This is a genomic window from Acidiphilium sp. C61 (assembly GCF_905116885.1).
Taxonomy (GTDB): Bacteria; Pseudomonadota; Alphaproteobacteria; order Acetobacterales; family Acetobacteraceae; genus Acidiphilium.
This window is the reverse complement of sequence record NZ_CAJHNI010000005.1, coordinates 2392501-2418575: the sequence shown is the minus strand read 5'-3', so window position 1 is coordinate 2418575 and position 26075 is coordinate 2392501. Positions and strand designations below refer to the sequence as shown.

Genomic DNA, 26075 nt, shown 5'->3' with positions numbered 1-26075 from the left:
TAGAGCACGACCCGACCCCGATGGACCGGAGAGTGCTCAATATCGTTGATAGGCAGTGCATCTTTATCCAATCCGAGAACGCCATCCGATCGGATGACACCCCAGAGATATGGCATAAACACTCGACGCCTGCAATCGATTGCACTACAGTTTGTTTGTTTGTCCGGATGAATTGGGAAACGCCATGGAAGACACGCTGGAAATCGTCGTTGCCGATATCGGCGGCACGCATGCGCGCTTCGCGCGGGCGCAGCTGCACGCAAGGAAAGTTGCGTCGCTTTCACCGCCGGTCACGCTGCAGACAAACGATTTCGCATCGCTTCGTCTCTGCTGGGAGGCCTTCGCCCGCAGCCAGGATACGCCGCTACCAAGGGACGCGAGCATCGCCGTCGCCTCGCCGGTATCCGGAGATGTCGTGAAATTGACTAACAGCTCCTGGCTGATTCAACCCGCGCATCTGCGCGACGAGCTTGGCCTCGACACAATCATCCTTCTCAATGATTTCTCTGCCGTTGGCCATGCGGTTGCACATCTTCCGCCCGAGGGGTTTTCGCATCTCACCGGCCCGGGCAGGCCGCTTCCTGAAAGCGGAGTGATCAGCGTCATCGGCCCTGGGACGGGGCTTGGGGTGTCGCATATTCTCCGCGAAGCCGGCCAGACCTTCATCGTCAGTGGCGAGGGAGGACATATCGATTTCGCGCCTCTCGACCGGTTCGAGGATTATCTGCTGACAAGACTCCGCAGCCGATATCCCCGCGTTTCAATCGAACGTGTCAACGGCGGATCAAAACCAGGCCGGCGTGGCGGCGTAAAAACCAGCCACTGGATTGTGACGTGACGGATATGAGAACGGCCCCTGCAGGGGCCGTTCTCATATCCGCAGCCTGCTTGGCGGTGGGTATCAGCTGTCGTTGATTTCGCCGGTCTCAGGATCATGAGGCAGGTCGTCACCGGTCTTTTCGATATCTTTCCGGCGCCGGGCGCGGGATTGCTTCAGGCGGTAGCTTTCGCCGTTCATCTCCAGGATCTGGACGTGGTGCGTGAGACGATCGAGCAGCGCGCCGGTCAGCCGTTCGGCGCCAAAGACGCTCGTCCAATCCTCGAAGGGCAGGTTTGAGGTGACGATGGTCGAGCCGCGCTCGTGCCGCTGGCTGAACACCTCGAACAGCAATTCTGCACCGGTCTGCGACAACGGCACGTAACCCAGTTCATCGATGATCAGGAGTTTGAGACTGGCAAGCTGCGCCTGCAGTCTCAGCAAACGGCGCTCGTCCCGTGCCTCCATCAGCTGGTGCACCAGGCCAGCCGCCGTCATGAACCCCACGGACAGTCCGCGCTGGCAGGCCGCCAGACCAAGAGCCAGAGCGACATGCGTCTTGCCGGTGCCGGAATTCCCGAGAGCGATGATGTTGTCGTGGGCATTGATGTAGTCGCAGCGCGCCAGATCGAGCACCAGCATCTTGTTCAGCGACGGGATCGCGGTGAAGTCGAAGGTATCGAGGCTTTTGACCGCCGGGAAGTGCGCCGCACGGATCCGCCGCTCCACCAGCCGGCGTTCGCGATCGAGCAGTTCCAGCTCCGCCAGCCGCAGCAGGAATTTCGGATGATCCGCGCGATCCTTCGCGCACTCGGCAGCGACCTTGGCATATTCGCGCAGGAAGGTCGGCAGCTTCAACGCCTTCAGATGATGCGCCAGCAGCACCTGCGGCGTCTCGATCGCGCCGCTCATGCCGCGTCTCGGCTCAGCAGGACGCCATAGTCCGCGGCAGAGGTCATCCGCACATGCGCCGCCGGCAAATAGGGATAGCGCGTCAGGTCCAGCTGTGCCGGCCGTTGCTCGACCCGTGCCAGAACCAGCTGCTTGACCGCGTCAAAACCGATCGCGCCAAGCCGCATCGCATCATTCACCGCGGCCGAGACAACCGTCTGCGGAAACACCTCCATCAGCCGCAGGATCTGGATGAACTCCCGCTTCCCGCGCTTCCCCATCCGCGCCTCCAGGAGTCGCCGGATCCTCTGAAACCCTTCCGGCAGAGCCCAGTTCTGCAAGGGGGCCGCCTGATCCAGCGCCCCAGGCTTCTGCTCGATCAGCGCCAGATAATGCAGCGGATCGAAGATGAACTCGCCGCGGCCATACACCCGCTCGTGGCGAGCGATGACCTCAGCTCCGGCCACGACCAGCACCCGATCGACGAAACCTTTGACCAATACGTCCCGGAAGGCATAGCTCGCCGGCACCGAGTAGTCGTTCATCCGGTAGCGGACCAGCGCCGTCGACGAGACCCGCGCCGGCTTCTTCTCGCAGGGCTCGAACGGTCCCGCCGGCAACACCCTCAATGCCGCGAGGTCGCGCAGCAACCGCTCGCCAATCGTCTCTTCATGGCGTCCGGCATGCTCATCCTGCCGCGCCAGACAGCGCGCTTCCAGCGCCGCGTTCAGGGCATCGAAGCTCACCGCATGCGGCAGCGGCGTCATGAAGCGCCGCTGCGTATACTTCACCAGACCCTCGACTTTACCCTTGTCGTTACCTTTGCCAGGGCGGCCAAACCGGTCCCTGAACAGGTAGTGGCTGATCAACTCCGTGAAGGCGCGCGTCCGCGTCCGTTGGCCATCGCCAAGAATCCGCGCCACCGCCAGCTTCGTGTTGTCGTAGAGGATCGACAGCGGCACCCCGCCAAAGAAGGCAAAGGCCGACACGTGGCCGTCCAGAAACGCCTCCGTCGTCTCCGCCGGATATGCCTTCACGAACGGGGCATCCGAGTGCGGCAGGTCCATGCAGAAGACGTGCATCACCGTCCGCACACCGCCGATGAAGCCAATGCACTGGCCAAAATCCACCTGCGCATGCCCCGGCGGATGAGACAGCGGCACGAATGCCTCGCGCAGCCGCAGCCGGGCCGGACGGACGTAATCCTTCACCACCGTGTAGCCGCCCGTATAGCCGTGCTCGTCGCGCAGACGCTCAAATATCCGCTGCGCCGTGTGACGCTGCTTCACCGGCGCCCCCCGATCAGCCTCCAGGATCGCGTCGATCACCGGAATGAAAGGCCCAAGCTTCGGCTTCGCAGCAGGCCGCTCGCGCCGATATCCTGGAGGCACAGAGAACCGGCAGATCTTCGCTACCGTCTCACGGTTCAGACCAAAAACACGCGCAGCCTCCCGACGGCTCCGCCCCTCGACAAATACAAATTGCCGAACCGCCGCATAAACCTCCACCGAATACATCCCCCGTCGCCTCTCCCTCCATTCCGAAAGAGGCAACTCTACAAGTGGCCGGCTTTTGCCCCGCCACGCAGCAGCATTATGCCGCCGCTACATGGCCTACTTTTCCACCGCCGCGTACATCTTATCTAACACAACAATCGATTGCAAGATAATTTCGGACAGAAAATGCCTTATTAATTAGGCACTTGTCCAAAAACTCGGAAATTTACGCAAACGTTTGCACAACGCCTTTCCGATCAGGCTGTCGCAAGCTTTCCCCGGCGGCGGCGCGGACGAGGTGCAACACTTGCGCCGCAGGATGCACGGACGATCAGACGCACCGGCACGATGCTGGAACGCACCTCTTCCCCCGCCATCCGCTTGAAGAGCTTGCTCACCATCAGGCGGGCCCCGGCCGCCAGATCCTGGTGAACTGTCGTCAGGGCGGGCGTGTAGGCCGCGGCCAGCATCAGGTCATCGAACCCGACGACCGCAACGTCGCGCGGGACATTCAGACCATGACGATCGAAGATGTTGATCGCGGCACCCGCCAGCTGGTCGGACGCGGCGAACACCGCATCACATGGCGTCCCTTTGGCGAGGAATTCGCTGATCGCGACGTGGCTCCCCGCTTTCCTGAACGTCACGCGGCACTCCAGGGCAGGATCCAGGCTCACGCCGGCCTTGGCGAGAGCCTCATGATAGCCGTCGAAACGCGCGGCCACTTCCGGCAGTTCACGGTCGCCGAAAAAGGCGATTCGACGATGGCCGAGTGCGAGCAGGTGCTCGACCGCCATCCTCGCCCCGGCGCGGTTATCGGACCCCACGGTTATGTAGGACTCATCCCCCATATTGGCGCCCCAGACCACCAGCGGCTTGTAGCGCTGGGCCATCGCCTTGATCTGCGCGTGCTGATTGCTCTGCCCGATGAGCAGGATGCCGTCGCTGCGCCGTTCGATCACCAGATTGGCGAGCCCGTTCGGTTCGGCGGCGCCGATTTTTCGCAGCAGGAGATCATAGCCGCGATCGGCCAGCTCATCGGCCAGGAAGCCTAACATTTCAAGGAAAAACGGATCCGATATCCCCTGATCGACTTCATGGTGCAAAGGAACGGCGACGGTAATTGTGCCGGTTCTTTGCAGCCTCAGGTTCCGGGCCGTGTTGTCGACCGTATAGCCGACAGCTTCTGCAATTTCGCGAATTCTCTCGCGTGTCGCCTGGCTGATGAGCGTACTGCCCCGCAATGCCCGTGAGACAGTCGCCTCGGAGACGCCGGCAAGACGGGCGATATCAGACATTTTTCTTGACACGTAAGCGTTACCCTATTTCGTTTTTCCACACGATTGCAGTGGGCACTGCCAACCAGGCCCGGCGCCGGGCGGCGCCCACCCGGAAGCGGATCCGGAACAGGAGCGCTCCACGCGCATGACCTCGGATTTCAATAGCACCGCGGTGTCCACTATGTCGAAATGCCCCCTGCCGATGCAAAGGGCGCTCGGAACCGAGGGGCCAGCAACCCACATGACACGAGCGAGGGCGCAGGAGCATCATCTGATCAGATGATGCTCTATGGCTTTGATTTGAGTAATCTCCCGATCTTGTCAGCATCTTCGGCCGTTGCGGGATTGTAGATCACCATGGTGAGATCGGGCCGACCGTCTACCGCGAACCCCGAGAACTCCATCGAGAGCGGACCGGCGAGAGGATGATGCAAGATTTTCACGCCATCGCCGTGCGCTTGCACATCGTTGTCGGCCCACAATGCCGCGAATTCGGGGCTGGTCGCACTCAGCTCATCGACAAGTGACTGGACGTCACGTGCCGCGCCGGCGCGGGCCACATCCGCGCGGAACGACGCCACCACATAGCGCGCAACGCTTTCCCAGTTGGATTGGGCTGCTCGAACGCGCGAATCACGGAACATCATGCGCAACACATTGCGTTGCCCGTCGGGCAGCGTGCTGTAGTCGGTCATCACCGCGGCGGCGGCCTTGTTCCAGGCAATCACGTCCCAGGTCGCCGTCCGGATGAAAGCGGGGCTATGGTCAAGCGTGTCGAGCACGCGTTGCAAGCGTGGGGTGATCCCTTCAGGCGCACGATAGCGGGCTTCCGGCAGCCTGCCCAACCCAATCAGAAACAGGTGTTCGCGCTCGATATCGGTCAGCATCATGGCGCGGGCGATGCGGTCCAGCACATCGGCGGAGGGGGCTCCGCCGCGCCCCTGCTCCAACCAGGTGTACCAGGTGGTGCTCACATTCGCGCGCTGCGCCACTTCTTCCCGGCGTAGCCCCGGTGTGCGCCGCCGTACCGGTGTAAAGCCGAAAGCGGCAGGATCGAGCCTCGCGCGACGGTCCTTCAGATAATTTCCAAGCGCGTTCGTGCCCATTATCCTGTTGGTCATTATACCATTATAAGATCACTACTTTACCCCGATAAATGGTCTAGCAATATCTTTCCTGTTTTAACAGGAGAGGTCTCATGCGTGTGTTCGTCACCGGTGCTTCCGGCTTTATCGGCACCGCCACAACCAGGGAATTGATCGGGAACGGGCACGAGGTGCTCGGCCTCGCCCGCTCCGACGATAATGCAAAGGCGCTTGAGGCTTTGGGCGCTGAAGTTCATCGCGGTTCCCTTGAAGACCTCGAGAGCTTGCGCAAAGGTGCCAAGGAAACGGATGGCACCATCCATCTTGCCTTCATTCACGATTTCTCGAAATTCGCGGAGAACGGAAAGATCGATAAACACGCCATCGATGCGATGGGCGACGTTCTGGCCGGATCGGACAAACCTTTCATTGTTACCTCCGGGACGTTGCTTGTGGCGCCGGGACGGCTCGCCACGGAACAGGATGCCGTGATGCCAGGCTTGCCACGCGTATCCGAAGCCTCAGGTCTGGCCCTCGCTGCGCGCGGCGTGCGCGCCATGGCGATACGCCTGCCGCAGGTGCATGGCGCCGATGGCAGATGCGGCTTGGTCAACTACCTTCTCAATATCGCGCAGGAGAAAGGCTTTTCCGCCTATATTGGCGATGGTAGCAACCGTTGGTCCGGCGCACACAGGTTGGATGTGGCGAGATTATACCGGCTGGCGCTGGAGAAAGGCCGGGCCGGTACCAGCTATCACGCCGTCGCGGATGAGGGTGTGACGGCACGCGACATTGCAGAGATTATTGGTCGCCATCTGCGATTACCGGTTGTCTCGATCCCGCAGGAAGAGGCCGCCGCTCATTTCGGTGTGATGGCGATGTTCGCTGGAATGGATGGCGCTGCCTCAAGTGCGCTCACGCAGCAATGGCTGGGATGGAAGCCTACCCAGATCGGTCTGATCGCCGATATCAGCAGGCCGGGTTATTTTGATGTTTGACCTGCCTCAGACGCCGGCCATAGTTGCCATCTCCCGATGCAGACACAGCCGCTAGAGCATCACCCGACCATACGGAATCATCAAGCCGGATAAAGATGCTCGGTTTATCAGCATGATAGAGCTCTAATACCGTGTCTCGCTGATCGCGACCCATAGTATCGGGTCTTTGCGTTCGCGCGCGCCGCCCGCCAACCCGCACACATACCCAATCTCATGAGTCAAGGCTTATGAGATTGGGTATAAATCCGAACCAGAAGGATCGGAAAGTGCTCCAAACACCGAAGCCGGCGACAGGGCAATCTCAAAATCGTCGACGGCCGCACATCCACCATATCCCAGTCACCCTCGATTGACGACACGATACGCCGAGGCATATACACGTTTTCGTGACATGCTATATAACTTAACTAAAAGTTGCATTCGACTTTCTCTTTTCTCAATCGTAAGGACCTTGAAAATTGAAGCATTGTTCTGCCTTGCGGATGCTCGCGCTGACCGCCGTTGCCACCACGTCTTTGCTCGCCGCCACGCAAGCGGCTTTTGCATCGCGCGAACTCGCTCATATCGGTGCCTGGTCGGCCGAAATGGGGGGCAATAGCCCGTCACAGAAATTTTGCGTGATGAAAGAAACCTTCAGGGATGGTGGCGCGTTCGGATTCCGGTTCGACCATGCAGGGGTACATATGTATGCCTACAAGCCGCAGTGGCATCTGTCCAGAAAAGGCAAAAACCTGCAAATGATTGTAAACGTCAATGGCGTTGATTCCAGTCAATCTGCGCGTGTCGCCACACAGCATTTGGTCAAGACGGATAATATCAGCGAGAAGACTTTTGACTCGCTCATGAACAGCAAGCGCGCACATTTGCGAATCATGTTCACCCATCCGGTGACTTGGACCCTCAATATGAATGGGGCCCGACAGATCGCCGGAGTTATGGATCGCTGCGTACATCAGCAAGGCGTCTAGAGCACCATCCGATCAGATGGAGTCATCTGATCGGATAAGGATGCTATACTTAACAATATGGTAGAGCACTATATCCGATCCGAAAGGGTCGGAACATGCTCTAACGTCGCGTTTTTTGGCTAGGACGTATACGGACTCCCGATGCGGTTTTTCCAGGCCGCTTCGCCAGATGATGGCAGCACGGCCGCCCTCCTCCGCCGCTTCGCTTCACCGACGGCCGGCCGTGGCGATGGAGGGGGAAATGCTTCAACTTTTATCTCGGACCATTCATCGGGGCCGGTCACATGGAAGCGACCGGCAGACGATGATATCGGAACTCGAACCCGACCTCAGGCATAAAGGCACACAGCGGCCCCTCGAAGTCCCTTCCTGAACCAGTGTTGTGTTTTTGCCCCTATGCGCCCATAGTCTGGCCCGGCACTTTTCTTGCCGGGGTTTGTGTACCCTCACATGCGGCGCTGATCCGTCGGTTTCCCCTCTTGGAAGGTAAATAGGTCTGCATCCTGCGGACCGCCGAAACGATGGAGATACGCCATGTCCCAGGGCACGGTTAAATGGTACAATTCCCAAAAAGGCTATGGATTTATCATGCCGGACGACGGTTCGAAGGACGTGTTTGTCCACGTGTCGGATGTCGAACGCGCGGGGCTGGGCAGCCTCAATGAAGGACAAAAGCTGAATTACGAATTGCAGCGTGGCCAGCAGGGTAAAATGTCGGCCGTGAATTTGAAGGCCGCCTGAGCTGATGTCTATCGCACCCCATCGGCTAGCCGATGGGGTGTTTCTGATGGTCCGAAGCTAGTCGTGCAACGAGCATTTGCAGCGCCTCAGCTTTGTCTCCCCGGATTCATATGATCGGCCACGGACCAACGAACGCCCGGCAGCATATGCCTCGCTGATACTTCGTGGATTTGGGATCGTGACTAGAGCATCATCCGATCAGATGGATCGGAACGTGCTGTAGAATATCCCGGATCATTCTGCATAATGCCGTCACGCTGTCGGTCAGGAAGGTTGTGGATCATTGAGATCCAGTATGTATCCTGGCGTCCATGATCAGCATTGAGTTTCGAAACGCCGGCATCTCTACGCCGCAGTTCAACAACAGCCAGATAGCTCCCGAGCATGAGCGCTGAATTGGGTCGGATCGACCCAATTGATGTCTTGTTCCGGAGATTAAGGGAAATACAAGTGGTCTTCAGGCAGAATTACAGCGGGCAACGCGCAGAGCGCAATCGTCTTAAGCAGGCGAAGAAGGAAGCCAAAGATCAGGAAAGGCGAGATGCTGTGTTCCGGCGCAAGGCTGGCCTGGACAGTGATATCGCGCCCCAGACGACGGGAACACCTGCTCCAGTTGATGCCGATGCGACAGAACTCTCCGAAGATGCGGTAAAGCAATGAAACGCCGCATCGATAGAGCAATGGTCATGTTCGACGTGACTTATGCCGATGGCAGCCGCAGTTCCCGCCGCAAGATCCTGAAGTCGATCGTCGATGGTCCGGACAGCGAGGAGGCAGTGAAGGCCGAGATCGAGACACAGGATCGGGAGATCGAACGGTCTTCGGGGAAAGTCCGAGACGCCATCAAATCGATCGCACGCAGCCCTGTTTGACGTCCTCAAACCTCGATACGGGTCGTTGGGGCATCACGGACGACACTCGAACCAGCAAGAGACGTCGAACTGATTCTGGGTCAAGCCGAACGCCACTGATCCATTTCGCGAGATGTCAGTTGTCGTAAACCGGCCCGGCAGAAATCCATCCGACCTGGCCGATCACCTACCACCAACCCACGACGATTGTATGACGATCGTGTCGACAAGGCTGAAAACAGTATCGTTATGGCCCGACGTCAACGAGTAAGTGGCCTTGATACTTTTGCCATTCAATCGCTACGGCCGCCAAGGGCGGTAGCCACCACAGGCCGTTGCCGCGCCGATGGATCATCGCATGCCAAGAGGCGGCGGCAGGGAATGCGGAGGCCCGTGATCGGGCTCCAGGGAGGCACGCTATCTGCCGCTGAACCGCGCGAATACCATATCGTCGCGATTTTTCTGCATCAGCAGCGTGATGCTTGGGACTTTTTCGAAACCAAGGCCATGCGGCAACTCGTCTTCCGCGCCCGCCACGACATCGGCGTAGCTCTCACCAGCCACTTTTTCCCATTTTCCCGCCGGCTTGCGCACTTCGAGATTGACGACCGTCGCCTTCATCACGAGACGCACGATGGGATCGTTGGGCGCGCCCGGCTTTGTCAGGCTGGGATGGCCGGCGATGATCCGCCAGCCATTCGCCAATGCCCAATCGGTCAGCTCTTCCTTTGTCACTGCAGATATCCTCCGTGATATGAACGAGGCTCAGGAACGCGATGATCGCTTCCCCTTGCTCGCTTGCATCGACCGTTCTTGCCAGAACGCCATATCTGCCGCTTTGCTGAATGCAACTCGGACGCCGGTGCTCCCCCGGCTCATCCGGATTTTGCCCCCGTTCCGCGCCTTGTGCTCGGCCAGCCAGCTCATGACTTCCGAGTCCTCGCTGTCCCTGCCTTCGAACTCGAGCACACCCACGATTTCTTCCTCCTTGCGGCGCTTTACCATCCTGCATGCTTTCCTGAAATTTCGCGGGGGCGCTTCGACGCGCCATTCAAAGCCCAGCGTTCAGAACAGCGGCGATCTGCTGCTCTGTCACGCCATGACTGGATATCGACGTCTTACGCCCTCTGCCCGAAAGCCGCCAGTCCGGTTTCGGCCGCAATCGGACAACTCGTCGACCTCATCATACCCGCGGAATGCCAAGACATATTCGCAGCAGCCTGGTATGATCCAACACGATCGCCGACCGCTCCAAAACAGATCACGAGCCATTGAGAAGGGGCAGATGAGGCCATGTTTTCAAGGCACCGCTAGGCGCAAATAATTTTTATATCTAAATTATCGAATTTAGTGATATATTTGATCTCCCAAGCAATTTGATTATTTATATTATTTTAGGGGATCCTGGAAACGAAGGAGATCGTCGATGCAAATGCGCCATCAGAGATCGTCGAGATTTGCTGTCATCAGCATGGCTCTCCTCGGCAGTTCCATATCCTTTGGAAACGGCGCTGCAGCGGCACCGCCACAAATCGCGACATGCGCTAGTTGCCACGGTGTCAACGGCATGGGCAACCTGAGCGCCGGCTTTCCAGCCCTGGCAGGCCTGCCGGCATCGTATATCGAGCGGCAACTCACCGCCTTCAAGCATGGCGAACGCAAGAACGCCGTAATGCAGTCAATGGCAAATCCACTCGATGCCAAGGCGCGCGCGGCCATCGCCGCGTATTATGCGACGCTGCCGGTACCCGCCACGCCCGAGCCGACGAAGAACCTGAACACCCAGGGCGAAGCCCTTGCCATGAACGGTGCCTGGGGCGGCAAACTGACAGGTGTTCCTGCCTGCGATTCCTGCCACGGTCCCTTCGGTATCGGTGTCGGCGTCGCGTTCCCGCGCCTTGCAGGGCAGCCGCAATCCTACATCTCGGCGCAACTGACTGCCTGGAAGAATGGCAGCCGCACAGGCGAGCCGCTCCACCTGATGAGCAATGTAACGAGACAGCTGTCGGCGGCCGAGATTTCTGCGGTCAGCGCCTTTTATGCCAGCTTGTCGCCGAACCCGACCACCCTGCCCGGCCTTGTGGCGGACGGAGGCAAACAATGATCCGTCGGACAATCGCCGCACTTCTCGCCGCTCAACTGCCGATCGCCGCGGCGCTGGCCACCACCCCCACACAACCCTCGTTTTCACCGCCGCCGCGCGCCGACATGCCCAAAGGCCCGTTCGGCGACGCCGTCAAACTTGGCGAGAATATTTTCCGTCATACCACGGTCTATGCCCATGGCGTGATCGGCAACGCGCTGAACTGCAGCAACTGCCATCTGGATGCCGGCCGCCTCGCCGGTTCGGCACCGATGTGGGCCGCCTACACGGGCTATCCGGCATACCGGCAAAAGAACCGCAAGGTCAACAATTTCGGCATGCGGCTGCAGGGCTGCTTCCGCTTCAGCGAGAACGGCAAAGTTCCAGCGCTCGACAGCAAGACAATCATCGCGCTCGAAGCTTATTCCTTCTGGCTCGCCACAAACGCGCCGACAGGCGCGCACCTCGCCGGCCGTGGCTACCCCAGGCTAGCCGCGCCAGCGGAAACACCGGACTATGCTCGCGGCAGGATTGTCTATCGCGAGGACTGCTCATTGTGCCACGGGGCCCGCGGGCAGGGGCAATATGCGCGCGGACAAACCGTCTTCCCGCCGCTCTGGGGCGCGAAGTCCTTCAACTGGGGCGCCGGCATGGGCAGCGTGAAGAACGCTGCCGAATTCATCTATGCCAACATGCCCTTGGGCGCCGTCGGCACACTGAGCGTCCAGCAAGCCTGGGACGTCGCGCAATATGTCGACAGCCACGATCGGCCGCAGGATCCGCGCTTCTCCGACAGCGTCGCGGCAACACGGAAGGCATTCCACGATAGCAAGTTCTCGATGTATGGACGCACGGTGAACGGCCATCTGCTCGGATCGAATAAATGATTGGCAGGTCCGCACCGCAGCTGGTCCCGCTGCGGCCACAGCCTTCAAGGCCGCCCGCATCGCCCTGCCGCCACGTCTGCCGCCCCACTCGGATGATGCTCTAAATTGAGTGTGGCCGTGGGATGTATTTGCCGACGGCGGCTATGCCGGACCCAAGCTCAATCGACGCCTCGCCAAAATCGATAAAACCAGCATACAAATCGTTCCACGCACAGCGTGAATCGCAGCCACACCCGAATGGGAATCTTAGAGCACTTTCCGATCCTTCCGGATCGGATGTAGTGCTCTATCTTGTTGATAAATAGAGCATCTTTATCCGATCAGATGATTCTATCTGATCGGACGATGCTCTAAATCCCCGCAAATCCAGATTGGAGTACGCGAGAGGTTGATGTGGAGTCCCGATTCAGGCGCGAACCGCGCGGCCGGTCAACGCCGATTCGAGCGCGCAATCGGCGAGCCATAGTGCCTGCCGGCCGTCGCGTGGCGTCACCGGCATCGGCGCGCCGGTTTCGACCGCAGCACGGAACATCTCGAACTCGGTGTGGTAAGCGTCGGCATAGCGTTCGAGAAAGAAGTTCAGCAGCGGCTCGCGCGCGTCGGTCGCCGCACCGCTCCAGCGGCGCACCGTGGTCGCGTGCAAATTGTCGTTCATCAGCATTCCCGCCGAGCCGAACACCTCGAAGCGCTGGTCATAGCCATATACTGCAGCGCGACAGCAATTGATGTGGCACTGCCGGCCGGACTCCGTACGCAGATTGACCATCACCGTGTCGAAGTCACCAATTTCCGCCAGGTCAGGATCGATCAGCCGGCTCGCCGTCGCCATCACCTCGACAGGCTCCTCGCCAAGCAGGAAGCGCGCCATGTCGAAATCATGGATCGCCATGTCACGGAAAATCCCGCCGGAATGTTGGAGATAGGCGCGCGGCGGCGGTGCCGGGTCGCGGCTGGTGATGATCACCTGACGCACTTCGCCGATCTCCCCGGCCTCGATCGCGCGGCGCAACTCCTGCGATGCCGGATCGAAGCGCCGGTTGAACGCCAGCATCACCCGTCCGCCGACCTGCTCGACCTCGGCGACGGCCGCATCCGCCCTGGCGATGTCGAGATCGATCGGCTTCTCGCACAACACGGCCTTGCCGGCGCGCACCGCGGCGAGCATGAGCGTGACATGCGTGTCGGTCGGCGTGCCGATCACCACGGCATCGACATCGGCACGCGCCAGCACGGCTTCCGGATCGGTCGACGCAGCACAGCCCAGTTCCCGCGCGAGATCCTCCGCCGCGCTTCCGAACGGATCGGCGATGGCAACGAGTTCCGCCCGCCGGTTGGCGGCGGCATTGGCGGCATGGACCCGGCCGATACGGCCGGCGCCGAGAACGGCAACCCTCAGCATTCGACGATCTCCGCGATAATGCAGCGTGATTGATGCCAGCAATGATGAGAAGCGCACCACATTCATGTATCTCCCGGTTGCGACCGGTTGAGTTCGTGCTGGAGCGCGTTGAGCCCGGCGCCACCTGCCATGTGGAACATGAGGTTCTCGAGGGTGAGACCGTCGCGGGCGGCGTCGAGTTCGACCTCGCCGCGGGCGAGGATGATGAAATGGTCGCCGACCATGTAGGCGTGGTGGGGATTATGGGTGATGAAGATGACGCCTGTGCCGTGTTCGCGCGCCGCCTGGGCGATGTAACGCAGCACGAGGCCGGACTGGGCGACGCCGAGAGCCGCGGTCGGTTCGTCGAGGATCAGTACGCGCGCGCCGAAATGGATCGCCCGCGCGATCGCCACCACCTGCCGTTGCCCGCCCGAGAGCGTGCCCACAGGCTGGTCGAGATCGGCGACGTTGATGCCCATCCGGCGCAGTTCACGGTCGGTGATCTCCCACATGGCGGAGATGTCGAGCCGGCGGAACGGGCCGCGCCCGATGGTCAGTTCGGACCCGAGGAAGAAGTTCCGCCAGATCGGCAGCAGCGGCACCAGCGCCAGCGTCTGGTAGACCGCGGAGATGCCGCGATCCAGCGCCTCGCGCGGGGAGCCGAACGTTACCGCCTCGCCATCCACCGCGTAGGTGCCGGCGCTGTGCTCGCGCAGCCCGGCAATGATGCTGATCAGCGTCGACTTGCCGGCGCCATTGTCGCCCAGCACGCAGGTCACTTCGCCGCTGCGCACCGTCATGCTCACACCGCGCAGCGCGCTGATATTGCCGTAGCTCTTGCCGATATCGGTAAGCTGGATGATCGGCGCACATCTCTCGCTCATCTCACTTCCCTCCGCTCGCCCGCAAGCGCAGCCAGGTATTGACCACCGTCGCTGTCAGCAAGGTCGCGCCAACGAAGAACATGAACCAGTCGGGGTCCCAGTCGGCATAGATCACCCCTTCCGTCGTCATGCCGAAGATGAACGCCCCGAAGCCCGAGCCGATCGCCGAGCCATAGCCGCCGGTCATCAGGCAGCCGCCAACCACCGCCGCCGCGATGTAGAGCAGTTCGTTGCCGACACCCGCGCCGGACTGCACCTCGTTGTATTCGAACAGCATGTGCATGCCGAGAAACCAGGCACTGAGGCCCACCAGCATGAACAGTGCGATCTTCATCCGCCGCACCGGCACGCCCACCGCCCGCGCGCTCTCGTCACTGCCGCCCACGGCGAAGATCCAGTTGCCGAAGCGCGTGCGCAGCAGCAGCCAGGTCGCCACCAGGATGAACAGGAACCAGTAGAGGATCGCGATGCTGACATCGACATTGCCGATGCGGACCGTCGAGGCAAAAATCGCATGAGCGGAGGCAAAGCCGGGAAGCTGGCTGATATCGCCGGTCGCGACATTTCCCGTCACCACCTTGGTGAGCGCGATATTCAGCCCCTGCAGCATCAGGAAGGTCGACAGGGTGACGAGGAAGCTGTGCAGCCGCGTGCGGATCAGCAGGTAGCCGTTCAGCGCGCCGATCGCCAGTGAGACCAGCAGCGCGAGCGCGATCCCCACCCACAGATTGCCCGCTACCTGTGTCGCGAACATCGACGCTGCGAGCGAGGACGTCGTCACCGCGACACCTGCCGTCAGATCAAACTCGCCGCCGATCATCAGCAGCGAAACCGCAACTGCGGGAACCCCGATCGTCGCTGACTGGTAGAGCACCGTCGTGAGCGCATCAATCTGCCGGAATGGCGGCGCGACCACGAAGAACAGAAGAAAGACAAGTATGGCCCCACCTAGCGCGCCGGCCTCCGGTCGCTTCAGCGTCTTCCGCCAGAAGGCCTGCTTTGCGACAGGCGGGCGCTGAGCGCGCGACGCGTCGTTTCCGGTCATCGTGCCATTGGTCATCGTCATCATCTCTCCTCCCATCCCGGGGCTTTGCACGGCTGGCACCCTCATCGGCGCCAGCCGGCAGGAAGTCTCAGGATCGGGCCAGGATCAGCGGGTGCCGCGCTTGGTGAACTTCAACACCGCCGCGACGTTCTTCGATGTCACGAAGGTCGGGCCGGTCAACACCGGCTTTCCGCCGCCGACCACATCGCCATTCGTCTTGTAGAACCACAGGAAATCGACAGCCTCGTAGCCCTGCACGTAAGGTTGCTGATCCACGGCGAATTGCAGCTTGCCCTGCTGGATCAGCTGCGCCGCTTGCTGGCTGAGGTCGAAAGTTGCAACCTTAGCATTGCTGTTCGCCATCTTGACAGCCTGGATCGCCGTCGGCGCGAAGGGTGCACCCAGCGTCACCACATAATCGATGGCGTCGTCCTGCTGCAGCTTCGCGACAATCCGCGACTGTGCAACGGCCATGTCGAAACCGCTGAGATACAGTACCTCGGCCTGGCCATGGAAGGTCTTCTTGATCCCGTCGTAGCGATCCTCGAGGTTCGTTGCGCCCTGCAACTGATCGACCACGAGCACATGCTTGGCGCCGAGCATGTTGAGGCGCTTTCCAACGGCCTCTCCGGCGATCGTTTCATCCTCGCCGACATACATCAGCAAGCCGGCCTTCTTCCAGACATTCAATCCCGCATTGAGCCCGACGACTGGAATGCCGCCCGTCTCCACTTTCTTCAGCATCGGAATTTCAGCATCAGGGAAGGGAATCGTGACAGCGATGCCATCGACATGTTGCTGAGCCACATTGGTGATGAGCTGCGCTTCACCGGCGGCGTTCGGATTGTTCTGGTAGATGAGCCTGACATGATCGTTTTTCGTGGCGGCTTCAGCACCTTTGCGAACGATCGACCAGTAGGCGTCACCTGTCTGCGCGTGCGTGACCATTGCAAATGTCAGTTCATGCGGCTGCGCCGAAGCCACCCGCATTCCTCCCGCAAGAGCCACTGACATACACACCGCACCCACCACAACATTCGGCCTTGTATTGATTTTACGTGCACTCATCTTGGCTATCCTCTCATGTGAAGAACTCGATTGAAGCGGGTATTTTATTTATATCCTAAAATATTATTCAAATATTTTGTAAAATACGCCATCAAATTCCCCGTTAATTCAAGTATTTTTCATTTGGAAAATTTTGGCTAAAAAATAGCTAAACCAGCGAGGTCATGGCGCTCTGCGCCGCAGCACATACCGGCGCGATCGTCTTCTCCAGAATCCGGATACGATCGAATGCCGACATGTCCTCTGACAGGATACGGCGCAGGGAAGCACCAAACGCCATGCGCAACTCTGTTCCGATATTGACCTGGCAGACATTCGTATTTGCGGCGACGAATTTCCGCATCGAGCGCCCGATGCCAGACCCCCCGTGCAACACAAGAGGCAAGCCGGGCGAAGCAGCCTCGATTGCCGCGAGGCGATCGAGGTCGATCTCTGCCCCGGGCGATGTCATCAGATGGCGGTTGCCGACGGAAACAGCGAGCGCATCCACTGCAGCTTCCCGAACGAAGCCGCCAACATCCTGCGGGTCCGTTCCTCTGGATTCGTGGCCATCCTGATAGCCGACGAAGCCGAGTTCGCCTTCCACCGAAAGGCCATGTGCGTGGGCCCAGGCGCAGATCTCGCCGGTCTTGTCGATATTCTCCCCCAATGGCAGGCCAGATCCGGCGAACATCACCGACGAGAAGCCGCTCTCGAACGCGAGCTTGCAATCATCGAGGCTGTCGCCATGGTCGAGATGAATCACGACCGGAACTGCCGCCCTTTCAGCGAGATTGCGGAGCATCGCGCCGAGAACAGGCAGCGGCGTATGGGATCGGCTACCCGGCCCTGCCTGCAAGATCACCGGGCGGCCCAGATGTTCCGCCGCCCGGACATACGCCACGGCATCTTCCCACCCCAGAACGACAAGGCCGGCAACAGCCGTATTGTCATCAAGGCATGGCGTCAGCACATCCCGCAGGGTCGCGACTGTCATTTGAACTTGGCGATCATGTCTTTGATGCCGGGAATGGTTTCAACCTGATCGGCATGGCTGGGCTGGAAAAACTGGATCAGCGGCCGTTGCGACAGCCCGCCCAGGATGGTGAAGTAATACATCTCGTACCCCGGGAGCGCGCAGCAGGGGTGATATCCCTTGTCGAGCAGGATCGTTGAGCCATCGACGATGTGATAGGCATCTCCAGGCTTGCCATCCTCCCTCTGGAGCATCTGCAAGCCGGAGCCGCGTGGCGGGTTGAAGCGGAAATTATACGCCTCGTCGTGGCGGCTCTCGATGGGCAGACGATCCGTGTCGTGCTTGTGGCTCGGAAAGCCGGACCATCCGCCGGCCCCGACGGTGTAGAGTTCGGAGACCAGCAGCCTGCCAACCCGGTCATGATATTTCTGTCCGAGAATGTGCTTGATCTTGCGATGCGTCTTGGTCTCGTCCGAGCCGTATCGCACGGGGTCGATGTCGGCGGCACGGACGGCGAAGGGCGGCAAAACCTTGTCAAAGCGCGCACCGGCGATGAAAATCTCGGCGGGTCCTTGCGTACAGGTGATGATCGCAGTCTCGCCCGCACCGACATAGACACCTTCGGGCTCACCGTCCCAGACATTCAAACGGCGCTTGCCGATATCGGCGAAGGTGTGGCCGGCAGTTGCCACGTCGATTGTCCCGGTTGCGGGCACGATGCAGGTTTCGTAGCCCGGGGTTGTCGATTCAAAGCGTTCGCCGCCATTCAACTTGACGATATTGAAATAGACCTGCGCGTTCCGGTTGATTGTGAACATCGATTCCGTTTGATTGTGAACGCCTAATCCGGTTGATCATGAACGCGGATTCCGGCGGATCGTGAACACCGGTTCGGGTGCTCATGAACGTGTCCTGGAGTGCGATGGTGGGGCGCCGCTGCTGACAGTCTTCAACCAGGGGTAATCCCGATCCTTTGCTGAGCAGCGAGGGATGGGAATGCCGGGAGAGAGATTGTCGATGCGGAAGATACGTGATGTTTTGCGGCTGCGATTTGCGCAGGGACTGAGCCAGCGAGCGATTGCGGGTAGTACGGGTCTGAGCGTAGGAGCTGTGAACAGTTACCTGAGCCGGGCGCGGCTGGCGGGATTGAATTGGCCTCTGCCTGAAGACCTTGGCGACGCGCAGCTTGAGACGCTGCTATATCCGCCGCTGCCGGATGTTGCGCCGGACCGCCGGCCGGTGCCGGATTGGGCGGCGGTGCATCGTGAATTGCGCCGGCCGAATGTGACGCTGTCGCTGCTGTGGGAAGAATACCGGGCCGGCACCGGCGGCCAGGACGGGTTCAGCTACTCCTGGTTTTGCGATCTCTACCGGGAATGGGTGGGTCGTCTGAAGCCGACGCTGCGCCAGGTGCATATGGCGGGAGAGCGGCTGTTCGTCGACTTCGCTGGCCACGCCATGGAAGTGATCGATGGGGCGAGCGGGGAGATCCGGCGGGCCGAAATCTTTGTTGCCGTACTCGGTGCCTCGAGCTTCATCTACGCCGAAGCGACCTGGAGCCAGGGGCTGGCGGACTGGATCGGCGCGCACGTTAACGCGTTGACCGCGATTGGCGGCACGCCGCGGCAGATCGTCAGCGACAATCTGCGCGCGGGGATCACGCGCGCGTGCTTTTATGAGCCGACGGTGAACCGCACCTACGCCGACATGGCGGCGCATTACGGCACCGCGATCATTCCGGCGCGGCCTTACAAGCCGCGGGACAAGGCGAAGGCCGAGGTCGGCGTGCAGGTGGTCCAGCGCTGGATCCTGGCACGGCTGCGCAACCGCCGCTTCTTCTCGCTGGCTGAATTGAACCAGGCGATTCGCGAATTGGTCGATCAGGTGAACGATCGACCGATGCGCGGCTGGGGCACCAACCGGCGGGCGCTCTATGAGCAGCTCGACCGCCCGGCCCTGCAACCACTGCCGCCCACGCCTTACGAATACGCGGACTGGAAGCGCTGCCGCGTGAACCTCGATTACCATGTCGAGATCGACAAGCACTTTTACTCGGTGCCGTTCCGGTTGATCCGCGAAACAGTAGAGGCACGGATCACGGCGAAGACGGTGGAAATCTTCCACCGGGGCAAGCTGGTGGCCACGCACCAGCGCAGCTTCCGCCAGCACCGGCCGACCACAATCGCGGATCACATGCCGAGTTCGCATCGGCGCTATCGCGATTGGACCCACGAACGGATATTGCGCGAAGCCACTGCGGTCGGTGACGACACCGCCGCCCTGGTCGAAATCATCCTGCGCTCGCGCCCGCATCCCGAACAGGGGTTCCGCTCCTGCATTGGCATCCTCGGATTGGCAAAGCGCTACGACCCCGAGCGGCTGGATGCCGCCTGCGCCCGTGCCTTGGCACTCGGAACCCGCTCCTACGGCTCGGTCGCTGCGATCCTGAAGAATGCTCAGGAGAGGAAGACCACGGACAAGACCGAACAACCCAGCCTGTTCCACGAGAACATCCGTGGCCCCGGCTACTATCACTGAAAGGAAACAAGATGCTGATCCATCCCATGGTGGAGCGCCTGCGCGGCCTCGGCCTGACGGCAATGGCCGACGCGTTCATCGAGATGCAGAACCAATCGGCGGCTGACGATCTGACCCGCGAGGATTGGCTCGGGTTGCTGGTCGACCGTGAGGCAACCAGCCGGGACAACAAGCGCCTCGCCCGCAGGCTGAGCCAGGCGCGGCTGCGCCAGAATGCGGTTGTCGAGGATACTGACTTCCGGACACCGCGCGGTCTGGACCGAGCCCTGTTCCACAAACTTGCCGGTTGCGAATGGATCTCGCACAGCCAGCATCTGGTCATCAGCGGCCCGACCGGCGTGGGCAAATCATGGCTCGCCTGCGCGCTCGGCCACAAGGCGTGCCGGGAGGGCTTCTCGGTCCTCTATCGGCGGGCGCCACGCCTGTTTGCCGAACTCGCGACGGCGCGCGGCGAAGGAAGATTGCCCCGGATGTTGGCGGCCCTTGAACGCACCCGCCTGCTCATCATCGATGATTGGGGACCCGAGCCCCTGACCGCCGAGCAGCGCCGCGACCTACTGGAAATCGTTGATGATCGTTATGAAAAGGGCTCCCTGCTGGTGACCAGCCAGGTGCCCGTGAATCGCTGGCATGACCTGGTGGGGGATCCCACCCTGGGAGATGCGATCCTGGACCGCGTCGTGCACCGCGCCCATCGCATCGAACTGAAGGGACCGAGCCTGCGCAAGCGTCACGCCGTCACCACACAATCCGATCAGGGCGCTTGACGAACCCCACGGAAAAATGAGACGGCGCAACCGTCAGTGGCAGCGATCCACCATGACCGCCGGCCGCCCGTCAGGCCCCGTTCAGGCCAGAGCGAGCAGGTGTTCATGATCGCCGGAATCGGTGTTCACGATCGAACGGATTGACCGTTCATCATCACCGGAATGCGCAAATAGACCAGCGGCACCAGCGGATGATCGATGTTGACGATTGGCTGGTTCATGTTTTCGTACGGTGCGGTATGCATGAGGGATCCGGTCCATGTCCGTTAGAAGGATTGAATGAAGCGCCTGAGCGTTGCCTCGTCAGGCGAGGCCGGTGCGCAGCCAATGCCAGCGACGACCAGTGCCGCGGTGGCCGATCCGCGCCGCACGGCGATGTCCAGCGCCTCGCCCTGCGCGAGCCCCGCGAGCAGGCCGGCCATGAAGCCATCGCCCGCACCTGTGGGTTTGAGTGCCGTGACTGGAAAGATCGGGGTTACGAAACTGGCGTCGCCGGCATAGGTGACCGAGCCCTCCGCCCCCTTCTTGTAGATGGTAAAAATCGCGCCGCGCTTCACCAGATCCGCGGCGAAATCCATCCCGAGCGCGGGCCCGCCCGCAAGCAGCCCGAACTCCAGATCATTGCCGATGACGATGTCGGACAGCAGTGCCGCATCCCTGCACACGTCCGCGGCCTCGTCTGGCGTGGTCCAGGAATAGGCGCGATAGTCTATGTCAAGGACAATGTGAGCGCCGGCGGCGCGCGCAAGGGCCATCGCCCTCCTGGCGGCACCGCGGGAGGGGGCGGCCGCGAGTGCTGTTCCCGTCACGACAAGGGCGACGACATCGGCAAACCCGATGGATTGGACATCGGAGTCACGCAGGAAGAGGTCAGACGCCCGATTTCGGTAGAGGACTGTCTGGCAGTCGACAGCCACCGTTTCGGTTACTGCAAGGGATGTTCTTGTCTCTCCGCCAATCATGCTGACATGGCGTGTGTCCACGCCGTAGCGGCATAACTCGGCGAGGCAGAACCGGCCGACCGCGTCATCCGAAACGCATGTCACCAACCCAACTGTAACCCCCTGTCGCGCCAGCCCGACCGCGATATTACCAGCCGAACCGCCGATGGCCGCGACATATCGCCCGGCGTGATCGATCCGCGAACCCGGCGGATCGGCATACAGATCCATCCCAACCCGGCCAAGGACGACGAAGCGATCACGGTTGGAGCGGTGCCAGGGCAGTTGCATCACGTCCCCCTGCGCTGGGCTGCACGTCCGGCTTCGATCGCCGCCCGCGCGGCGGTCACTTCAGCGCGGGAGCTGATTGCAGGCGTGCCGACTTCCCACCAGGCGTGACCGCGCTCGGTCCAGCCCTCGACCGGATCGACGCGCATGACAATCACGGCGGTCCGGTCGGCCTCACGCGCGCGGTCGAAGGCAGCGACGAACGCGTCGAGTGATGAAACATGCTCGGCCACCGCGCCAAGCGCGCGTGCATGCGCGGCAAAATCGACGGTGAAGGGCTGCGGAATCGTCGGGCAATAGGCAATCAGCGTGTTGAAGCTGGCGTTGCCTGTGTTTTTCTGCAGTTTGTTGATCACCGCGAACCCGCCGTTATCGAGCACGATGATGATCAGCTTGTGGCCGGTGAGCACGGAGGAATAGATGTCCGAATTCATCAGAAGATACGAACGATCGCCGACGAAGACGATGGTCTCCGCGTCCGTGTCCAGTTCCGCCTGGGCAATCCTTGCCCCCCAGCCGCCGGCGATCTCGTAGCCCATGCAAGAAAATCCGAACTCGATATCGACCGTGCCGATGCCAAGCGTCCGCCAGTTGGCGGCCAGCTCGGCGGGCAATCCACCCGCCGCGGTGACGATCCGGTCGCGCGGCGTGCAGCGCGCGTTGACGGCGCCAATCGCCTGCGCGTAGCTCGGCGTTCCATTTCGCGGCGCCGTGTTCGATGCGACGTAGTCGTTCCAGTCCCGCCGCCTTGCTTGCGCCGAAGCCAGCCATGAAACAGGTGCGCGATAGTCGCCGAGCGCTTGCGACAGCGCGGCGAGGCCGGCCTTGGCGTCGCAAACCAGCGGCACGGAGAGGTGTTTGGCGGCGTCTCCACCCGACGCGTCGACGACCTGGTGCAGGCCATGGGGCTGAGTGGCATTGGCAAGAGCACGGTGAGCAAGCTGTGCAAGGATATCGACGAGCGGGTGAACGCCTTCCTCGAGCGCCCGCTGACCGGTGACTGGCCGTATCTTTGGCTCGACGCCACCTACCTCAAGCAGCGCGAGGGAGGGCGCATCGTCTCGGTGGCTGCGATAATCGCCGTGGCCGCTAATACCGAAGGCAAGCGCGAGATCGTCGGGCTGCACATCGGCCCCAGCGAGGCCGAGACCTTCTGGGCTGCCTTCCTCAAGAGCCTGGTGCGCCGCGGTCTGCGTCAGGTAAAGCTGGTCATCTCCGACGCGCACGAGGGCCTCAAGTCCGCAATCCGCCGCGTCATGGGCGCGTCCTGGCAACGATGCCGCGTTCACTGGATGCGCAATGCCCTGGCCTATGTCGGCAAGGGCCAGCAGAGCATGGTCTCGGCGGCGCTCCGCCAAGCCTTCATTCAGCCTGACCGGGCTGGCGCTAGCCAGACGCTGCGCCACACCGCCGACCAGCTCCGCGCCAAATGGCCCAAGCTCGCCGCTTTTATCGATGATAGCGAGGTCGATGTCCTCGCCCACATGGACTTCCCCGTGCAACACAGGGTCAAGATCCACTCTACCAACCCGATCGAACGCCTGAACAAGGAGGTCAAGCGGCGCGCTGATGTCGTCGGCATCTTTCCAAACGAAGCCGCCATCATCAGGCTCGTGGGCGCCGTGCTCCTCGAGCAGAACGACGAGTGGCAAACACAAAATCGCTACATGCAGACCGAGCCAATGGCCGAACTTACACCGCACGCAATCGAGGTATTTCCACCCCAGATCGCCACCGCAGCCGAATGATCCACGGTCACCTTAACCCATCTATAATTTCCACCACATCGACGGACGTGACCCTCCCGAACTGGTTGAGCGTTTCGTTGAGAGCTATGTCTCCGAGGTGAATGCAGCGAACCGCGAACAAGCTGCACGACGGGCGCGTCTGGGAGCTGAACAGGCCAAGGTCGCCCGGCAAATCAAGACGATCTTGGATACGATCAAGGAGATTGGCGGGAGCCGAAGCCTCGTTGAAGATCTGCGCAAGCTTGAAGCGAAGCAGGACGAGATCGTGGCGGAACAGCAGCGCGAAGCGTCGCCTGAGCCAATGCCCGACCTGAACACAAATCTGCCCCGAATCTATCGTCGTCGGGTTGAACTGCTGGAACAGGCTTTGGCCGACCCTGACACAATGGCGGCAGCGGCGGAAGCGCTGCGTGCGCTGATCGATGCGATCACGCTGTATCCGGAGGAAGGGCGCGGCAAGTACCGCCTGGAACTGCGCGGCGACCTTGCGGCGTTCATGCATCTTGCGGACTGCCCGGCTGAGGCTTCGGTTGAACAGCAAAAAGCCCGCGGCATTTCTGCTACGGGCTTTAGTAGTTCTAGTATTATGGTTCCGTTGGTTGCGGGGACAGGATTTGAACCTGTGACCTTCAGGTTATGAGCCTGACGAGCTACCGGGCTGCTCCACCCCGCGGGTGATGATTTATTTTACGATAGATTGGAGGACCTGGCGGCGACCTACTCTCCCGTGCCTTAGGACACAGTACCATGGGCGCTGGGGGTTTTCACGGCCGAGTTCGGGATGGGATCGGGTGCAGGCTCCCCGCAATGGCCACCAGGTCGTCCAATCTATCGTAGACTATGGACTGGTGTGAATTTGGTGTGTTGTGTGAGTTGTGTTGGTGTTTGTGCATGGTGGGGGTGGTTGAGATATTCAAGTTCTATCGGGTGATTAGTACCGGTTAGCTGAGCGCGTTACCGCGCTTATACACCCGGCCTATCAACGTGATGGTCTCTCACGACCCTCAGGGAGACCTAGTTTTGAGGTGGGTTTCCCGCTTAGATGCTTTCAGCGGTTATCCCGTCCATACTTAGCTACTCGGCTGTGCCACTGGCGTGACAACCGATGCACCAGAGGTATGTTCATCCCGGTCCTCTCGTACTAGGGACAAATCCTCTCAAGTCTCCAACACCCACGGCAGATAGGGACCGAACTGTCTCACGACGTTCTAAACCCAGCTCACGTACCACTTTAATCGGCGAACAGCCGAACCCTTGGGACCTGCTCCAGCCCCAGGATGTGATGAGCCGACATCGAGGTGCCAAACCTCCCCGTCGATGTGGACTCTTGGGGGAGATCAGCCTGTTATCCCTAGAGTACCTTTTATCCGTTGAGCGATGGCCCTTCCACGTGGAACCACCGGATCACTATGGCCGACTTTCGTCTCTGCTCGAGCTGTCGCTCTCGCAGTCAGGCGGGCTTATGCCATTGCACTCAACAGCCGATGTCCGACCGGCTTGAGCCCACCATCGCGCGCCTCCGTTACTCTTTAGGAGGCGACCGCCCCAGTCAAACTGCCCACCATGCAGGGTCCCGGACCGGGATAACCGGCCACGGTTAGACATCAAAAGCGCGCAGGGCGGTATTTCAAGGTTGGCTCCACACAAGCTAGCGCCCATGCTTCAATGCCTCCCGCCTATCCTACACAGCACTCTTCTGATGCCACTGCAAAGCTGCAGTAAAGGTTCATAGGGTCTTTCCGTCTGACCGCGGGTACCCCGCATCTTCACGGGGAATTCAATTTCGCTGAGCCGATGCTGGAGACAGTGGGGAAGTCGTTACGCCATTCGTGCAGGTCGGAACTTACCCGACAAGGAATTTCGCTACCTTAGGACCGTTATAGTTACGGCCGCCGTTTACCGGGGCTTCAATTCAAGGCTTGCACCTCTCCTCTTAACCTTCCGGCACCGGGCAGGCGTCAGACCCTATACGTCGTCTCTCGACTTCGCAGAGCCCTGTGTTTTTACTAAACAGTCGCTACCCCCTCTTTTGTGCCACCCGCACATGGTTGCCCACATACGGGTCTCGCTTATCCCGAAGTTACGCGAGTAATTTGCCTAGTTCCTTCAACATCGTTCTCTCAAGCGCCTTGGTATACTCTACCAGTCCACCTGTGTCGGTTTAGGGTACGGTCTATACGCTGGAGCTATTTCCCGGAATGCTCAAAAAGCCCGCCCAATCCGATAAGGACAGACAACATCTCGCATTCGTCACTTCCAGCAGGCGGAGGAATATTCACCCCCTTCCCATCGACTACGGCTTTCGCCCTCGCCTTAGGGGCCGGCTCACCCTGCGCGGATTAACCTTGCGCAGGAACCCTTGG

The 26075-nt window shown here is 60.6% G+C and carries 25 protein-coding genes, 1 tRNA gene, 2 rRNA genes and 2 pseudogenes (1 of these 30 running past the window's edge); 12 read left to right on the top strand and 18 right to left on the bottom strand.

The genetic code is table 11. The features are described 5' to 3' along the window. Positions 1 to 184 precede the first annotated feature (184 nt). On the top strand, positions 185 to 838 hold the full coding sequence (locus HUW10_RS14235; protein WP_174504095.1) for a glucokinase: 654 nt from the start codon (positions 185 to 187) through the stop codon (positions 836 to 838). Positions 839 to 901: 63 nt separating this feature from the next. Here the strand turns inward: HUW10_RS14235 and istB (HUW10_RS14230) are convergent, their stop codons facing one another. The 4 genes from istB (HUW10_RS14230) to HUW10_RS14215 all read right to left on the bottom strand — a co-directional run bounded on the left by istB (HUW10_RS14230) (position 902) and on the right by HUW10_RS14215 (position 5590). Next, entirely contained in the window at positions 902 to 1729 is an 828-nt protein-coding gene (gene istB, locus HUW10_RS14230) for an IS21-like element helper ATPase IstB (protein ID WP_174503342.1), read from the bottom strand. Then, positions 1726 to 3225 (bottom strand): IS21 family transposase, encoded by a 1500-nt coding sequence (istA, locus tag HUW10_RS14225; RefSeq protein WP_174503341.1) that lies wholly within the window; start codon positions 3223 to 3225, stop codon positions 1726 to 1728. Before istA (HUW10_RS14225) ends, istB (HUW10_RS14230) begins: the two co-directional genes overlap by 4 nt. Before the next feature lie 236 nt (positions 3226 to 3461). Beyond that, complete coding sequence (locus tag HUW10_RS14220; protein ID WP_174504094.1) at positions 3462 to 4502, bottom strand: LacI family DNA-binding transcriptional regulator; 1041 nt, start codon at positions 4500 to 4502, stop codon at positions 3462 to 3464. A gap of 269 nt (positions 4503 to 4771) precedes the next feature. After that, positions 4772 to 5590, bottom strand: coding sequence for a helix-turn-helix transcriptional regulator (locus tag HUW10_RS14215; RefSeq protein WP_174504093.1), 819 nt, complete (start codon positions 5588 to 5590; stop codon positions 4772 to 4774). A gap of 92 nt (positions 5591 to 5682) precedes the next feature. Between HUW10_RS14215 and HUW10_RS14210 the strand changes: the two genes are divergently transcribed. From HUW10_RS14210 to HUW10_RS14190, 5 genes are all read left to right on the top strand, one after another. After that, positions 5683 to 6567 carry an SDR family oxidoreductase gene (locus HUW10_RS14210; protein WP_174504092.1) on the top strand — a complete coding sequence of 295 codons (885 nt, stop codon included), beginning with the start codon at positions 5683 to 5685 and terminating at the stop codon, positions 6565 to 6567. Positions 6568 to 7049: 482 nt separating this feature from the next. Then, positions 7050 to 7535 (top strand): hypothetical protein, encoded by a 486-nt coding sequence (locus HUW10_RS14205; protein ID WP_174504091.1) that lies wholly within the window; start codon positions 7050 to 7052, stop codon positions 7533 to 7535. Between the two features lie 534 nt (positions 7536 to 8069). Further along, positions 8070 to 8276 carry a cold-shock protein gene (locus HUW10_RS14200; protein WP_174504090.1) on the top strand — a complete coding sequence of 69 codons (207 nt, stop codon included), beginning with the start codon at positions 8070 to 8072 and terminating at the stop codon, positions 8274 to 8276. 384 nt (positions 8277 to 8660) lie between these two features. Beyond that, positions 8661 to 8936 carry a hypothetical protein gene (locus HUW10_RS14195; RefSeq protein ID WP_174504089.1) on the top strand — a complete coding sequence of 92 codons (276 nt, stop codon included), beginning with the start codon at positions 8661 to 8663 and terminating at the stop codon, positions 8934 to 8936. Beyond that, the gene (locus HUW10_RS14190; protein WP_174504088.1) at positions 8933 to 9148 is read left to right on the top strand and encodes a hypothetical protein; all 216 of its coding nucleotides are present in this window, start codon (positions 8933 to 8935) and stop codon (positions 9146 to 9148) included. Before HUW10_RS14195 ends, HUW10_RS14190 begins: the two co-directional genes overlap by 4 nt. A 396-nt stretch (positions 9149 to 9544) precedes the next feature. Here the strand turns inward: HUW10_RS14190 and HUW10_RS14185 are convergent, their stop codons facing one another. Beyond that, positions 9545 to 9832, bottom strand: a complete 288-nt coding sequence (locus HUW10_RS14185) for a hypothetical protein (protein WP_236656404.1) — start codon at positions 9830 to 9832, stop codon at positions 9545 to 9547. A gap of 60 nt (positions 9833 to 9892) precedes the next feature. After that, on the bottom strand, positions 9893 to 10132 hold the full coding sequence (locus HUW10_RS14180) for a hypothetical protein (RefSeq protein WP_174504086.1): 240 nt from the start codon (positions 10130 to 10132) through the stop codon (positions 9893 to 9895). A 421-nt stretch (positions 10133 to 10553) separates the two neighbouring features. Between HUW10_RS14180 and HUW10_RS14175 the strand changes: the two genes are divergently transcribed. From HUW10_RS14175 to HUW10_RS18345, 3 genes and pseudogenes are all read left to right on the top strand, one after another. Then, positions 10554 to 11231 carry a c-type cytochrome gene (locus HUW10_RS14175; protein ID WP_174504085.1) on the top strand — a complete coding sequence of 226 codons (678 nt, stop codon included), beginning with the start codon at positions 10554 to 10556 and terminating at the stop codon, positions 11229 to 11231. 104 nt (positions 11232 to 11335) lie between these two features. Further along, positions 11336 to 12097, top strand: coding sequence for a c-type cytochrome (locus HUW10_RS14170; RefSeq protein ID WP_236656403.1), 762 nt, complete (start codon positions 11336 to 11338; stop codon positions 12095 to 12097). Between the two features lie 112 nt (positions 12098 to 12209). Next, positions 12210 to 12311 (top strand): annotated as a pseudogene (locus tag HUW10_RS18345) (IS5/IS1182 family transposase); the annotation flags it as partial. A 192-nt stretch (positions 12312 to 12503) separates the two neighbouring features. Here the strand turns inward: HUW10_RS18345 and iolG are convergent. The 6 genes from iolG to HUW10_RS14140 all read right to left on the bottom strand — a co-directional run bounded on the left by iolG (position 12504) and on the right by HUW10_RS14140 (position 18248). Continuing rightward, entirely contained in the window at positions 12504 to 13496 is a 993-nt protein-coding gene (gene iolG, locus HUW10_RS14165; protein WP_174504083.1) for an inositol 2-dehydrogenase, read from the bottom strand. A 62-nt stretch (positions 13497 to 13558) separates the two neighbouring features. Further along, positions 13559 to 14362 carry an ATP-binding cassette domain-containing protein gene (locus HUW10_RS14160; protein WP_174504082.1) on the bottom strand — a complete coding sequence of 268 codons (804 nt, stop codon included), beginning with the start codon at positions 14360 to 14362 and terminating at the stop codon, positions 13559 to 13561. Position 14363: 1 nt separating this feature from the next. Continuing rightward, positions 14364 to 15431 carry an ABC transporter permease gene (locus HUW10_RS14155; RefSeq protein ID WP_174504081.1) on the bottom strand — a complete coding sequence of 356 codons (1068 nt, stop codon included), beginning with the start codon at positions 15429 to 15431 and terminating at the stop codon, positions 14364 to 14366. 81 nt (positions 15432 to 15512) lie between these two features. Further along, positions 15513 to 16475 carry a substrate-binding domain-containing protein gene (locus HUW10_RS14150; protein WP_174504080.1) on the bottom strand — a complete coding sequence of 321 codons (963 nt, stop codon included), beginning with the start codon at positions 16473 to 16475 and terminating at the stop codon, positions 15513 to 15515. A 148-nt stretch (positions 16476 to 16623) separates the two neighbouring features. Then, positions 16624 to 17451 carry a class II fructose-bisphosphate aldolase gene (locus HUW10_RS14145; protein WP_174504079.1) on the bottom strand — a complete coding sequence of 276 codons (828 nt, stop codon included), beginning with the start codon at positions 17449 to 17451 and terminating at the stop codon, positions 16624 to 16626. After that, positions 17448 to 18248 carry a 5-deoxy-glucuronate isomerase gene (locus HUW10_RS14140; protein ID WP_174504078.1) on the bottom strand — a complete coding sequence of 267 codons (801 nt, stop codon included), beginning with the start codon at positions 18246 to 18248 and terminating at the stop codon, positions 17448 to 17450. The genes HUW10_RS14145 and HUW10_RS14140 overlap by 4 nt, the downstream gene beginning before the upstream one ends. A gap of 178 nt (positions 18249 to 18426) precedes the next feature. Between HUW10_RS14140 and istA (HUW10_RS14135) the strand changes: the two genes are divergently transcribed. Further along, on the top strand, positions 18427 to 19968 hold the full coding sequence (istA, locus tag HUW10_RS14135) for an IS21 family transposase (RefSeq protein ID WP_174502215.1): 1542 nt from the start codon (positions 18427 to 18429) through the stop codon (positions 19966 to 19968). 11 nt (positions 19969 to 19979) lie between these two features. Continuing rightward, positions 19980 to 20735 carry an IS21-like element helper ATPase IstB gene (istB, locus tag HUW10_RS14130; RefSeq protein ID WP_174502216.1) on the top strand — a complete coding sequence of 252 codons (756 nt, stop codon included), beginning with the start codon at positions 19980 to 19982 and terminating at the stop codon, positions 20733 to 20735. Positions 20736 to 21001: 266 nt separating this feature from the next. Here the strand turns inward: istB (HUW10_RS14130) and HUW10_RS14125 are convergent, their stop codons facing one another. Both HUW10_RS14125 and HUW10_RS14120 read right to left on the bottom strand, forming a co-directional pair. Further along, positions 21002 to 21967, bottom strand: coding sequence for a PfkB family carbohydrate kinase (locus HUW10_RS14125; protein ID WP_174504077.1), 966 nt, complete (start codon positions 21965 to 21967; stop codon positions 21002 to 21004). Next, positions 21967 to 22812, bottom strand: coding sequence for a thiamine pyrophosphate-dependent enzyme (locus tag HUW10_RS14120; RefSeq protein WP_201712619.1), 846 nt, complete (start codon positions 22810 to 22812; stop codon positions 21967 to 21969). The genes HUW10_RS14125 and HUW10_RS14120 overlap by 1 nt, the downstream gene beginning before the upstream one ends. Before the next feature lie 15 nt (positions 22813 to 22827). On the opposite strand from HUW10_RS14120, the pseudogene HUW10_RS14115 reads away from it, so the two are divergent. Next, positions 22828 to 23712, top strand: a pseudogene (locus tag HUW10_RS14115) (IS256 family transposase); the annotation flags it as partial. A 7-nt stretch (positions 23713 to 23719) separates the two neighbouring features. Here the strand turns inward: HUW10_RS14115 and HUW10_RS14110 are convergent. The 4 genes from HUW10_RS14110 to HUW10_RS14095 form a co-directional block, all read right to left on the bottom strand. Then, entirely contained in the window at positions 23720 to 24214 is a 495-nt protein-coding gene (locus HUW10_RS14110) for a hypothetical protein (RefSeq protein WP_174503295.1), read from the bottom strand. A gap of 94 nt (positions 24215 to 24308) precedes the next feature. Further along, positions 24309 to 24385: transfer RNA gene (locus tag HUW10_RS14105), tRNA-Met, on the bottom strand. Positions 24386 to 24416: 31 nt separating this feature from the next. After that, positions 24417 to 24531, bottom strand: a 5S ribosomal RNA gene (gene rrf / locus HUW10_RS14100). A 91-nt stretch (positions 24532 to 24622) separates the two neighbouring features. Next, a 23S ribosomal RNA gene (locus tag HUW10_RS14095) occupies positions 24623 to 26075 on the bottom strand (it continues 1285 nt past the right edge of the window).